This is a genomic window from Bacteroides sp. D2 (genome assembly GCF_025147085.1).
Lineage (GTDB): Bacteria > Bacteroidota > Bacteroidia > Bacteroidales > Bacteroidaceae > Bacteroides.
Window position 1 is genome coordinate 6,027,615 of sequence record NZ_CP102261.1, and the last position, 14,063, is coordinate 6,041,677.

Sequence of the window (14,063 nt, forward strand, 5' to 3'; positions counted from 1 at the left end):
AAGTTTATATGTTTATAATTTATTGTTCAGATAATATTTCAGATTCTCTTTAAAGAGAATATCGATAGGCATCAAATTAACCTTTTCACTGCCCTGTTTGAACAACAGATGATTACACAATGATTTAATACCATCATATCCCTGACGCTCCGGACGCTGCGCAATCAATGCGGTTATCACACCTTCGGAAAGCAACTGTGTATTTCTCCCGATAAGGTCATAACCAACCAGTTTGACAGACTGCATTCCTCTCGCTTTCAGGTAATTCCCTAAAATATAGCAAGTTGAATTAAAAATAACAGCCCCATTTATATTCGGATTAGCTTCAAATATTTCATCCAGCTTCATGAAGTTATACACTGAATCATTTATTTTCAGCTCTACTTCATGCAGATTTCCGTTGAACCCTGTTTCCGTGAGATAATGGCAGAAACCTTCGCGCCTGTTCTTTCCCTGATTAGAGTCATTCTTCCCACTATGAATAATTCGCGCCATCAATATATCGGAAGACGAAGAAAGCCGGTCCATCAACAATCTGGCAGCAATCACTCCGGCATCATAAGACTCCGTTCCGAAATAAGCCAGTTGATGTTGCCCTCCAATGTTGGAGTCAACATACACATAAGGTATTTCATTCCTGTCAAGTTCCTGCGAAAGCCGGATAACAGAATCCGTAAACAAAGTCGCAATCAATACACCATCTACTTTCTCATTCAGCAGATTACGGATGATATCATCAAAAGTCTTGTTATTATATTGATCGAAAAAGAGTTTGGTAATGGTGATGTTATACGATTCCATTTCCGACGCTGCTTTATCTATACCTTCCGAAATAGCTTCCCAATACTCTCCCTGAACAAAAGAAGGAGTAATCGCTAGAAGATGATATTGCTTTTTGGAGGCCGCCAATGAACGTGCCATCAGATTGGGCTGGTAATGTACCATCTCCAGAATCGCCTGTACCTTTTTCCTGTTTTCTTCAGATACCCTGCCACGATTATGGATTACACGATCTACCGTGCCAACAGAGACACCTGCCATCTTAGCAATGTCTACAATCCGAATATTTGAAAACTCTTTATCCATTTATTGATAAGTATCTTGTTTTTCATCGACAAAAGTAAAATGAATTATTGAATTAAGCAATAGTGTGTGCGCACACACATAATATACAACAAAGAACATATTATTAATAATCAACTAGTTAACTAGAACAACCAGGAAGTATACATGTTGTTAAACATAAGAAAAAGTAAAGATAGTATAGAGAAAAAAGCATTTATCAGATGAGAAATCAGAGGGAAAATAGCTTTTGATTCTTGAAGGAAGTGAAAATAATGGGGAAGATACACCAATATGTGTTCGTGCACACATCATTCAGATAGTGACTGATGAGGCTAGAAATAAAAGATTAAACGTATATAAAATAAAACAGGTAACCGATTCTATTTAAATCGATTACCCGTTTTGGAGTTCTTATTTCCCCCACTTATCTTTTGCTTTTCCGGCCACTTTATCGGCTTCATCTGCTACTTTATCAGCAATTTCCGCACCGGCTTCTACTGCTTTAAGTCCAAGATCCACTGCTTTTCTTTCAGCATGAGCAGCAGCTATTTCAGCATCACGACCTATGCGATGGATAGCATTATAAATTTCACTTTCTAATTGTTTTGCTTTTGCTGTACGTGAAAGACGATAAGCTACTGCGCCAAGGATTGACCCAATTCCGAGTCCAATCCAGAAATTTCCATGTCTACATTCCATAATCAAGTTCTGTTTTTAGGATTAAAAATAAATTATATAAATATCTATTTAGATTTCGAGAATAAAGAAGCAATCCACAATACAAGGATAGCTCCTACGGTGGAAGTTATCAAACTTCCGATCAGTCCTGAAGCTGCCAGTCCGAAAAGGGCAAACACCCAACCGCCCAGTACACCTCCAAGAATACCAAGTAATAAATTTATAACAAGACCAAAACCTCCGCCGCGCATTATTTTACCTGCGAGGAATCCAGCCACAATACCAATAATGATATACCATATAAAGCCCATATAATCCTCCTTTTTTATTTAACAACAGTAGGTATGAAGAATAGTTCAGTCACTCAAAACTGAATTAACGACAATTTACAATCCTTAGTCTTAGAGCTTTATTCCTATCATATTGAATTAATCACAGCAAATATATATTGAGAAACGGGAAGTTTCCGTACCTTTGCAGCCGATTTTTCAGGAACACTTCAATAGTAAATAGGTATTATGGTACAGAATCAGGAACAACCCGTAGGAAAAATTACATTTTCCATTTTGATTGCATTGAGTCTTTCGCATTGCCTCAACGATCTTTTACAGTCGGTGCTATCAGCATCTTATCCTTTATTTAAAGATGATTTAGGACTTAGTTTCGCGCAAATCGGACTTATCACACTAGTCTATCAACTTTCCGCTTCAGTTTTTCAACCGATTACCGGAATTTTCTTTGATAAGCATCCCGTCGCGTGGTCATTGCCTATCGGAATGAGCTTTACACTGATTGGTTTGATAAACTTAGCATTCTCTGATAATCTATACTGGATATTAGCCTCCGTATTCTTAATCGGAATTGGCTCTTCCGTACTGCATCCGGAAGCCTCCCGTATCACGTTCCTTGCCTCCGGCGGAAAACGTGGACTGGCACAATCACTCTTTCAGGTAGGTGGTAACTTCGGAGGTTCATTAGGCCCTTTGCTGGTTGCTCTGTTGGTGGCTCCTTATGGCAGGCAACATCTCATCGTATTTGCATTTGTGGCTTTAGCTGCTATCGGAGTGATGTACCCAATTTGCAAATGGTATAAATCATATCTAAACCGGATGAAAGCACAGACTGTCAGTGTCAGAAAACCAGTTCATCTTCCTTTGCCTATGGATAAGACAGCCCTTTCAATCGCGATATTGCTGATTCTGATTTTCTCCAAATATATTTATATGGCAAGTCTCACCAGTTATTATACTTTCTACCTGATTCATAAATTCAATGTAAGTGTACAAGATTCGCAGCTATATTTATTTATTTTCCTGGTAGCTACTGCTATCGGAACATTAATTGGCGGACCTGTCGGTGACCGTATCGGTCGGAAGTATGTGATTTGGGCTTCTATTTTAGGAGCTGCCCCATTTAGCTTACTAATGCCACATGCCAATCTGCTGTGGACTATTATCCTTAGCTTCTGTGTGGGATTAATGCTTTCTTCCGCTTTTCCTGCCATATTGCTTTATGCACAGGAATTGCTTCCTACCAAGCTCGGATTAATATCAGGGTTATTCTTTGGATTTGCATTCGGGGTGGCTGGTGTAGCATCTGCTGTACTCGGTAATTTAGCGGATAAAACGAGTATTGAATATGTATATAATATCTGTGCTTATATGCCGCTGCTGGGATTAGTCACGTTCTTTTTGCCTAATTTAAAGAAGCAGAAAATATAAATAAAGCTCTTTATAAAAAAGAAAGAAAACGACCGGTATGCATCGTCACGACGTATACCGGTCTACAAGTTAAGGTCAAAGTCAAAAAATTAAGAGAGCTATTTATATGTTAGGGTTAGCGTTTATTTCTTTCTGGGGAATAGCATACAAATAATAGGTGCTATTTACTGTAAACGGTTTACCGTTCGGGAAGTTAAGGAACCAATGTCCCAGAGGATTTCGTTTTTCAAAGCTACCACCCTCCTGCCAGCAATCGACTTCAGTCTTCTGCATTTCATCAGATAAAGCAGTACGTACTACGGAACCCTGTGTACGAAGTACATCTGTAATACCGAATCCCTCTCCCCAAAGTTCGCGGCGACGTTCCATCAGAATCTCATTAAGAACATCTTCCTGTGATTTCCCTGTCACGTCATAATCTCCCACTCCACGGGCATTGCGCAACGTATTCAATGGAATGACAGCCTGATTCAAAGCTACTCCATCACGAACTTTCGCCTCCGCTTCTATCAAATACATTTCAGAAGCACGCATCAAGACCAGATCAGCTGTATCATCTGCACGCATGTGGAATTTCTTATATCCCAGATACCCTTCACGCATCCACTGAAACAAAGGCAGACGAATGTCACCCTCAATAAAGGTATCTTTTAGATGAGGATCGGCCATAAAGCTACTATAAGCTCCGACGTATGTTGCATCCAGATAATAGAAGTTGTAGCTGGCATCCGATTGAGAAGGTATTTGAGGAAATCCCCATATCCATTCTTTATTGGAAATATTATTGAAGCCTTCGTATTCGGCTGTCGTTGTCATCAACGTATATCCTGTACGTGCGGCTTCAGCTGCTTTCGCTGCTTCTTCCCACTGCCCTGTCAACAGATAAGCACGAGCCAAGAGGCCATCCACTACGGCAACATTCGGTTTGAATTTCTGGTTATCACCACTCCTTACATAGTTCTTCAAATAATCCTGTGCCAGGTTCAGATCATCAAAAATACGCTGATAAACCTGTGCCACTGTTGATTTTCCTTTCGGAACTGTCGAACTATTACTCGGTTCGGTATATATAGGAACACATGGAGCATCTTTATCTTTCAGATAAGTAAATTGATAATGCTGCACCAAGTGTAAATAACAGAAAGCACGCAGCGCCAATGCCTGTCCCTGCGCCTGCCGGAGTTCCTCCGAATCTCCCTGAATGGAAATGGCAGTATTACAGTTATCGATCGTTTTATATATCAGATACCAAGCAAATTCTGTTCTATTGTTTGAAGGTAACGCTATATCGTTAAACTGATACGAAGAGTTGAAACCGTATTTCGGACGGGAAACAATATCACTTGCCATCATGTCATCCAGACACTGAAGCGCCCGATAACCGATATTGGCATAAGTACTTGAATAATCAAACAGATTATACCAGGCACCATTCACAAGTGCCGCTGCATTTTCGGGCACAGGTACTTTTTCTGAACTTACCGCATCCGTTGGGTCCGTATCCAAAAAACTGCTGCTACAACTCGTTGCCAGGAAAAGTCCGGCAACTGCGGCAAGAATGGATTTAATTTTTATTTTTCTCATAATTTAGTCTGAATTTAGAAAGAAACGTTGATACCTCCGGAGATCGTTCGCATAGCCGGATAGCGATAATAAGTGATACCGGTAATTCCCTGTTCAGGGTCTAGTCCCTGATTCCGGTGAATGGTAAACAGATTATCTCCTTGTACATATACCTGTACACTGCTCAATGATAACTTACTAATCCACTGTTTGGGTAAGTTATAGGAAAGAGTCAGGTTTTTCAATCGCATATACGAATTATTCTGCAAAAAACGGGTAGAAGCCGAGTTCCAGTTATTAGTGGTAGTACTCAAAGCGGGAACATCTGTATTACGATTGTCGGGAGTCCATCTTTTTAGAATCTCCGTCGACCAGTCACGTCCTTCCAGACTTCCGTTGTGCAGGATCATTGTTATATCACGATTGTAGATATATCCACCGATACTATAAGCAAAGATGGCAGAAAGATCAAATCCTTTCCAGGAAAGAGAGGTATTGAATCCACCGTATACCTTCGGGAGAGATGATTTATTGACGTAATAATAGTCAGCCGAACCGTAATCGTTTGTTGTGACACGTTTTCCGGTCGGATTGTGATTTTCATCTTCTTCATCCATATACCACAACGGATCTCCGTTCTCCGGATCTACTCCCGCCCACTCTATCATATAGAAATCATAAACAGAACGGCCTACCTGCAACTTGTTCACACCACTTTGCGGCATATCTTTCAAAGGAAGATCCGTCACCTTATTCTTATAATGTGTCAGATTCATACCCAGTTTCCATACCCAACCATTCTGATTGATAATCGTTCCGTTCAACACCATTTCTATACCTGTATTCTTCAAGGCTCCTACATTCTCGTCAATAGAACCATATCCCAGGGAAGGAGCTATCGGACGTGAGTAAAGCAAATCTTTCGAACGACGTGTAAAGAAGTCAAACGAACCGGAAAAACGGTTGTTGAACAGGGAGAAGTCGATACCCACGTTAAAGTTGAGGTTCGTTTCCCATTTCAGGTTCGGGGTCGCCATACGGTCGGACACTAACGCATTTTCTCCCAGATTGGAAACAATGGTATAAAGCCCTTTACTCGCATAATACGTACCCAAGTTATCGTTTCCCTGTGCACCATAGCTCATTTTCAGGGTTAAGGCAGATAACCAGTCGGAAGTGCTTGCCATAAACTCTTCCCGGTCGATACGCCAGGAAGTACCCAGCGACCAGAAATTTCCCCAGCGGGTTTCGGGTGCAAAACGTGAAGAACCGTCGCGACGATAAGATGCCGAGAAGAAATATTTATTCTGATAATCATATAACGCTTGCGTCAGATAACCCACCAATGCATAGTCGATGCGATATCCCGAACCTCCGGTCAGCTGTGAACCGACTACCAATTCCGGCATATCAGGCTGCGCCATTTTGGAACGTGATGCCGTCAGTTCATCGTAGCGGTAAGAATAAGCCTCCACACCGGCAAGAACATTAAAATGATGTTCACCAATTGTCTTGTCATACGTAGCGATATTGTTCCACGTCCAGGAGAAAGTGCGGGTATTCATCCTGCTGACACCGCCTCCGTTCTCTTTAGCCGGACCTAACTTCGGATTCGTATAATCCAATGTATTATAATTAATCAAGTCAAAGTTAAAACTTGTCTTGAATTTCAGTCCTTCAATAATCGTAGCTTCCAGAAAAGTACGACCGGAAACTTCATCTTTCATTCGTTCCGATTTATCCAAAGGCAAAGTAGCCGGAAGGTTCCAGTTTGCCATCGAACCGGAAGGACGATAAGAACCGAAGTCATAAATACGATCTCCACTCTCATCCAATTTGTAGCTACCATCCGTATTCATTTCATAAATGGGATAGAATCCCGGCATGGTACGTCCTGCGGTAATCACATTACTGGTTTTGGAGTCGGATGAAACTGGATAGTTCTGCATGGAATGTGCGAAACTCAAATTGACGCCTCCTTTCAACCAGGAAGTCATCTCGCTGGTGATATTGGAACGGAGATTGAAACGCTGGTAACCGGATTCGAGTGCAATACCTTTATCATTCAGGTATCCGGCAGAAAAGAAATACTGATTCGCTTTTCCACCTCCGGAAACACTTAGATTTAACTCTGTGCGAAGTGCCTGTTGCTCCATGGCGTCACTCCAGTCAGAATTCCATAACGAACGGGCACCTGCCACCAGCTTTCCATCTGTACCGACCGGTTGCGCATATTGAGGACCATAGGGGTTCGGGCCACCTCCCATTAATTTCGTTACCAAGTCTTTGGATGCTTGCGTGGCGGCAGTTGCCGGAGTATAATCCGCACTCTTGGCATACTGATTGCGAAGTGCTTCCCAATATAATTCAAAATATTGGTCGGTACTGACACGATCATAATCACGCACGGCACGGTTGGAACCTCCTAAGGAAGCTTTCACCTTTACCGTTGCTTTGGTATTTTGATCTCCCTGCTTGGTGGTGATAATAATCACTCCATTCGCACCACGGGAACCGTACAAAGCAGCAGAGGCCGCATCTTTCAATACTGTCATCGAAGATATGTCATCCGGATTGATAGAGTTCACACTACCATCAAACGGTACACCGTCCACTACATAAAGCGGAGCGCTGGAAGCGTTGATAGACCCGATACCACGAATACGGATTTCCGCATCCGTACCCGGCTGCCCACTTGCCGCACTTGCCTGTACTCCGGATACCGTACCCTCTAATATACGTGATATGCTGGAAGTCTGTAACTTTTCAATCTCACCTGCTTTCATCGTCGAAGCTGCTCCGGTAAAACTATACTTTTTAGCGGTAGCATAAGCTACTACCATTACTTCTTCCAGTTCCTTACTTTCCGATTCCAACGTGACATTAATCACACTCCGGTTATTCACCGGTTGTTCTACTGTTCTCATTCCTACAAAACGGAACACTAAAGTACCGGTAGCAAGAACCTCAATCGAATACTTTCCATCAATATCGGTAATGGTGCCGGAAGATGCTCCTTTCAATTGTACGGAGACACCAGGCAAAGGTTCTCCTTCAGAAGTCACCGTGCCTGTCACGCGTTTCTCCTGCTGTGCTTCCGCATATACTATATTTCCTACAAAAAGCAGAAGAGACACGACTAATAAACGTAAATAGATTCTCATAATTTTGTGGCTTAAGATTTATTTGCTTGTTGTAACTAACAGTACATTGAACTTTTTTGTTTAGGAAACGAAACATTTTTTAGAAGATTGCTAGTATAAATCAACGAAAGGTAGTACATTCGTGAAACAAAAAATATCTATACCAACAAAGAACCACATGGGGAAACGGGTTATTCTATATCTTTTTCTGTTATTTTCACTGTCCTTACAGGCACAGACTGAAGAGAAAGTCTCTTTAGGCAACGATAGTACAGAAGTAGATTCCACAGCAACCGCCAAGCCAAGTGCTTTTAAAAGAGCGATCAAGAAGTTTATGAACTTCAGTGATTTCGATACGCTCTATATCAGTCCCAACCGTTATAACTATGCGCTGATGGTTACTCATTTCAGCAACTTTGAGTATTATTCTATCACCAGTGAATTGCCGCAGCCACAGAAACTTAGTTTTTCTCCCAACCCGCACAACAAGATAGGATTGTATTTCGGCTGGCGATGGATTTTCCTGGGATGGTCTGTAGATGTGAACGATATTTTCAAAAAAGGTACCCGAAAGAACAGAGGAACAGAATTCGATCTTAGCCTATACAGTTCCAAACTGGGTGTGGATATCTTCTATCGCCGCACTGGTAATGATTACAAAATACATAAAATCAGAGGATTTTCAGACGATATCCCCTCCAACTATTCCGAAGATTTCAGCGGAATAAAGGTAGATATCAAAGGACTGAATCTATATTATATCTTCAATAACCGTAAATTCTCCTATCCTGCCGCATTCAGTCAGTCCACCAATCAACGACGCAATGCAGGTACATTTATTGCAGGTTTTTCCATTTCAAAGCATCATCTCGACTTCGACTATACAGCACTTCCGGGATTTATCCAGGAGGCGATGAATCCTGCCATGAAAGTCAAGAATATTAAATACACCAATGCCAATATCAGTTTCGGCTACGCCTACAACTGGGTCTTTGCCCGCAACTGTCTGGCATGCCTGTCTCTCACCCCTGCCATTGCCTACAAAGCTTCCGATGTGGACGCAGAAACAAATGAAGCAAAAGCATGGTACGGTAAATTCAATCTGGATTTTCTGGTTCGGGCAGGGATTGTCTACAACACAGGCAAGTATTACGTAGGTACTTCTTTTGTTGGAAAAAACTACAATTATCATCGCAACAATTTCTCTGTCGACAATGGATTCGGTACTCTCCAAATATATGCCGGATTCAACTTCAACACCCGCAAAGAATACAGGAAAAAGAAATAATTCCACAGAAACTAGAAATCATCAACTTGCTTGCTTATCCAAAGAATCTTTGTACATTTGCCACGTTCTAACGAACAAAAGTAAAAAAATCAATGAAGCAACAACGCCACATACAGACCACACGCGCTCTTCTTTCCCGCTTTCGCTACTGGGGAAGAAAGAACTATGCTGCCTTTGCAAGTATGGGACGCGAATTCCAAATCGGTCATCTGCATACCAATGTAGTAGACGTTGCTCTTCGTAAGCAGAATGCTGCACAAACTATCCCTTATCATACATTTATGACACTTCAGGAAATCAAAGACCAAGTGTTGGCGGGTATCGACATATCACCCGACCAAGCTGCTTGGCTAGCCAACATGGCTGACAGCGAGGCGCTTTATGCCGCCGCGCATGAGATTACCGTCGCGCGTGCTTCACACGAGTTCGACATGTGTTCCATCATCAACGCCAAGTCCGGCCGATGTCCGGAAAACTGCAAATGGTGTGCACAATCCTCCCACTACCGGACTAAAGCCGAGATTTACGATCTCCTTCCCGCTGAAGAATGTCTTCGACAGGCCCAATACAATGAAGCCCAGGACGTCAACCGATTCTCCCTCGTTACCAGCGGACGAAAACCATCTCCCAAACAGATTACCCAACTTTGCGATACAGTCCGTTATATGCGTCGACATTCGTCGATTCAACTTTGTGCTTCTCTGGGACTGCTCAATGAAGAAGAATTGCGTTCCCTGCATGAAGCAGGAATCACCCGTTATCACTGTAATCTGGAAACTGCCCCGTCTTATTTTTCCAAACTCTGCTCTACGCATACGCAAGAACAGAAACTGGCTACTCTCGATGCAGCCCGTCGTGTAGGCATGGATATCTGTTGCGGAGGTATCATCGGCATGGGAGAAACGATGGAACAACGGATTGAATTTGCTTTCACATTGGCAGAACTGAATGTTCAATCCATACCTATCAACCTGCTTAGCCCGATTCCGGGAACTCCACTGGAAAATGAGCAGCCTTTAAGCGAAGAAGAAATACTCAAAACCATCGTTATCTTTCGTTTTATCAATCCAACCGCTTTTCTGCGTTTTGCCGGAGGACGTTCACAGCTTTCTTCCGAAGCGATGCGCAAGGCATTATATATCGGAATTAACTCGGCTATCGTAGGCGACCTATTGACAACACTCGGCTCCAAAGTATCGGAGGACAAAAAGATGATTCAAGAAGAAGGTTATCATTTCGCCGGTTCCCAGTTTGACCGCGAACATATCTGGCATCCGTACACTTCGACTACCGATCCGCTTCCTGTCTACAAAGTGAAACGGGCAGACGGAGCAACCATTACCCTCGAAGACGGACGGACACTCATTGACGGAATGTCTTCCTGGTGGTGTGCAGTGCATGGATATAATCATCCGGTATTAAATCAGGCGGCAAAAGAACAATTAGATAAAATGTCTCATGTCATGTTCGGAGGACTGACGCATGATCCGGCCATTGAACTGGGGAAACTATTATTGCCTTTGGTTCCTTCCTCCATGCAGAAAATATTCTATGCAGATTCCGGTTCGGTAGCCGTAGAAGTGGCACTGAAAATGGCTGTACAATATTGGTATGCCGCAGGAAAACCGGAAAAGAACAATTTCGTGGCTATCCGTTCCGGCTATCACGGTGATACGTGGAATGCCATGTCTGTATGTGATCCGGTGACGGGTATGCACAGTCTTTTCGGTTCGGCATTGCCTGTACGTTATTTTGTCCCGTCCCCCACTTCCCGGTTCGACGGAGAATGGAATCCGAAAGATATACTACCTCTACAAGAGATGATTGAAAAACATTCAAAAGAGTTAGCGGCGCTTATTCTGGAACCGGTGGTACAGGGAGCAGGCGGGATGTGGTTTTATCATCCGCAGTACCTGCGCGAAGCAGAAAAGCTTTGCCGGAAGCACGATATTCTTCTTATTTTCGATGAGATAGCAACGGGATTCGGACGAACCGGTAAACTTTTTGCTTGGGAACATGCCGGAGTAGAACCGGATATAATGTGTATCGGTAAAGCACTGACCGGAGGATATATGACACTTTCTGCTGTATTGACCAGCAACCGGATAGCAGATACAATCTCTAACCACACACCGGGAGCTTTTATGCACGGACCTACATTTATGGGGAATCCACTTGCGTGTGCAGTGGCTTGCGCTTCCGTTCGCCTGCTGCTCGAATCCGGTTGGCAAGAGAATGTGAAGCGAATCGAAACTCAACTGAAAGAAGAACTAGCTCCTGCACGGGAATTTCCGGAAGTGGCTGATGTACGAATACTCGGAGCCATCGGAGTCATTGAGATGAAACGTCCGGTAAATATGGCCTATATGCAACGAAGATTTGTGGAAGAAAGAATCTGGGTACGTCCCTTTGGCAAGCTGGTATATCTGATGCCGCCTTTCATCATCACTTCGGAACAATTAAGCGAACTGACTTCCGGCTTACTTAAAGTTATTCAAAAAAGATGACAGATAAGAAGAATATTACCAGATTTTCACCCAAGAATCTGTTCCTCGGTGAGCAAAAGGGTGTTCCTCGGTGAGGAACGGGCCTTTCCTCACCGAGGAAGGATGCCTTGGTCGGTGAGAAACTTTCGGGATACTTCTTTAGACAATAAACATCTTATAGACAACTGATTACGCTTTCAACCATCCATATATCGAATACTTATTACTTAAAACAATAATTCATGACATTAGAACATATAAACCAGGAACTCCAGACCTTGAAAGAGAAAAAGAACTACCGTTCTCTCCCACCGCTTATTCACGAAGGACGAGATGTTCTGCTGAACGGACAACGAATGTTGAACCTATCTTCTAATGATTATCTCGGGCTGTCCAATGACATTTCATTGAGGAAGGAATTCTTAAAAACACTCACCCCTGAAACATTCCTGCCTACTTCCTCCTCTTCCCGGTTACTGACCGGCAATTTTAGTGACTATCAGAAGTTGGAGCAACAGCTAGCCACGATGTTCGGAACGGAAAGTGCACTTATATTCAATAGTGGTTATCATGCCAATACAGGAATACTTCCTGCCATTTGCAATACTCACACACTGATTCTTGCCGACAAGCTAGTGCATGCAAGCCTGATAGACGGAATTAAATTATCATCAGCTAAATGTATTCGGTATCGTCACAATGATATTTCCCAGTTGCAACGACTGATTGCTGAAAATCATAACGCTTATGAGCAGCTTATTATTGTTACCGAAAGTATCTTCAGCATGGATGGCGATGAAGCTGATCTTCCCGCTCTCATTCAACTCAAAAAGAGTTATTCCAATGTTCTTCTTTATGTAGATGAGGCTCATGCTTTTGGTGTACGAGGAAAAAAAGGATTAGGATGTGCCGAAGAACAGGACTGTATCAACGATATAGACTTTTTGGTAGGAACATTCGGAAAAGCCATTGCTTCGGCAGGTGCCTATATTGTCTGTCGGCAACTCATTCGGGAATATCTTATTAATAAAATGCGCACGTTTATATTCACCACCGCACTTCCTCCTATCAATATCCAGTGGACTTCGTGGGTGTTAGAACGCCTTTCAGCTTTACAACATAAGAGGGCTCACCTGCTACAAATCAGTGAAAAGCTAAAGGTAGCCCTTACAGCCAAAGGATATAATTGCCCATCGGTGAGCCATATTGTACCTATGATTATAGGAGCCAGTGAAGATACCATATTGAAAGCAGAAGAACTCCAGCGCAAAGGATTCTATGCATTGCCCGTCCGTCCACCTACCGTACCCGACGGAACTTCACGTATCCGTTTTTCACTGACAGCGGACATCACTGAACATGAAATTGACCAACTCATCAAACTGATAAACGAATGAAGCAGCATTTTATCATAAAGAATAATCAGAAGCATCTATTGCTTTTCTTCGCCGGTTGGGGGATGGACGAAACTCCTTTCCTGACCATTCATCCTACAGATAAGGACTGGATGATTTGCTATGATTACCGTTCATTAGCATTTGATACCGACTTATTGGAAACCTATTCCCAGATTACACTTATCGCCTGGTCGATGGGAGTCTGGGCAGCTTCGCAAATCATGAAGCAGTACCCACATCTGCCTGTCTCCCAAAGTATCGCCATCAACGGCACCCTCTACCCCATACACGAAACCAAAGGTATCGCTCACTCTATTTTCGATGGCACACTTCAAGGGCTGAATGAACAAACCTTGCAAAAATTTCAAAGAAGAATGTGTGGTTCAATAGCTGACTATAAAACTTTTCAAACCATATCCCCCCAGCGTCCGATGGAAGAACTCAAAGAAGAACTTGCCGCTATACAACAACAATATTTATCATTGCCGCCCTCTGATTTTAAATGGCAAAAAGCTATCATAGGAAAAGGCGACCGCATTTTCCTCCCGGATAACCAATATTTGGCATGGGAAAACCAAGTGGACTCTCTTGAACAAGTGGAAGCGGCACATTACCAACAAGAGCTTTTTAACACGATACTCATGCAGCCGGAGAACTGATGCATCCATCATTTTAAAATAAAGTGATTATCAAGTATATCAGCCTATTAAACAAATATTGAT

The 14,063-nt window shown here is 42.7% G+C and carries 10 protein-coding genes; 5 read left to right on the forward strand and 5 right to left on the reverse strand.

Features of this window, described 5'->3' with window-relative positions; genetic code table 11:
- Positions 1-12 precede the first annotated feature (12 nt).
- From NQ505_RS22865 to NQ505_RS22875, 3 genes are all read right to left on the reverse strand, one after another.
- Positions 13-1,086 carry a substrate-binding domain-containing protein gene (locus NQ505_RS22865; RefSeq protein WP_008999993.1) on the reverse strand — a complete coding sequence of 358 codons (1,074 nt, stop codon included), beginning with the start codon at positions 1,084-1,086 and terminating at the stop codon, positions 13-15.
- A 390-nt stretch (positions 1,087-1,476) separates the two neighbouring features.
- Complete coding sequence (locus NQ505_RS22870; protein ID WP_004297124.1) at positions 1,477-1,764, reverse strand: YtxH domain-containing protein; 288 nt, start codon at positions 1,762-1,764, stop codon at positions 1,477-1,479.
- A gap of 44 nt (positions 1,765-1,808) precedes the next feature.
- Positions 1,809-2,054 (reverse strand): GlsB/YeaQ/YmgE family stress response membrane protein, encoded by a 246-nt coding sequence (locus tag NQ505_RS22875; RefSeq protein WP_004304114.1) that lies wholly within the window; start codon positions 2,052-2,054, stop codon positions 1,809-1,811.
- A 207-nt stretch (positions 2,055-2,261) separates the two neighbouring features.
- Here NQ505_RS22875 and NQ505_RS22880 point away from each other — a divergent pair, with 207 nt between their 5' ends.
- Positions 2,262-3,464 carry an MFS transporter gene (locus NQ505_RS22880; protein WP_008999992.1) on the forward strand — a complete coding sequence of 401 codons (1,203 nt, stop codon included), beginning with the start codon at positions 2,262-2,264 and terminating at the stop codon, positions 3,462-3,464.
- A gap of 102 nt (positions 3,465-3,566) precedes the next feature.
- Here the strand turns inward: NQ505_RS22880 and NQ505_RS22885 are convergent, their stop codons facing one another.
- A complete protein-coding gene (locus tag NQ505_RS22885; protein WP_004326649.1) occupies positions 3,567-5,048 on the reverse strand; it encodes a RagB/SusD family nutrient uptake outer membrane protein in 1,482 nt (493 codons plus the stop codon).
- A gap of 14 nt (positions 5,049-5,062) precedes the next feature.
- The gene (locus tag NQ505_RS22890; RefSeq protein WP_008999991.1) at positions 5,063-8,191 is read right to left on the reverse strand and encodes a SusC/RagA family TonB-linked outer membrane protein; all 3,129 of its coding nucleotides are present in this window, start codon (positions 8,189-8,191) and stop codon (positions 5,063-5,065) included.
- 157 nt (positions 8,192-8,348) lie between these two features.
- On the opposite strand from NQ505_RS22890, the gene NQ505_RS22895 reads away from it, so the two are divergent.
- The 4 genes from NQ505_RS22895 (at position 8,349) to NQ505_RS22910 (ending at position 14,000) form a co-directional block, all read left to right on the forward strand.
- The gene (locus tag NQ505_RS22895; protein ID WP_004304122.1) at positions 8,349-9,458 is read left to right on the forward strand and encodes a DUF4421 domain-containing protein; all 1,110 of its coding nucleotides are present in this window, start codon (positions 8,349-8,351) and stop codon (positions 9,456-9,458) included.
- A gap of 92 nt (positions 9,459-9,550) precedes the next feature.
- On the forward strand, positions 9,551-11,965 hold the full coding sequence (bioA, locus tag NQ505_RS22900; protein WP_008999988.1) for an adenosylmethionine--8-amino-7-oxononanoate transaminase: 2,415 nt from the start codon (positions 9,551-9,553) through the stop codon (positions 11,963-11,965).
- 221 nt (positions 11,966-12,186) lie between these two features.
- On the forward strand, positions 12,187-13,341 hold the full coding sequence (locus NQ505_RS22905) for an 8-amino-7-oxononanoate synthase (protein WP_004326645.1): 1,155 nt from the start codon (positions 12,187-12,189) through the stop codon (positions 13,339-13,341).
- Positions 13,338-14,000, forward strand: coding sequence for a DUF452 family protein (locus NQ505_RS22910; protein ID WP_004297134.1), 663 nt, complete (start codon positions 13,338-13,340; stop codon positions 13,998-14,000). The genes NQ505_RS22905 and NQ505_RS22910 overlap by 4 nt, the downstream gene beginning before the upstream one ends.
- The last annotated feature ends 63 nt before the right edge of the window (positions 14,001-14,063 follow it).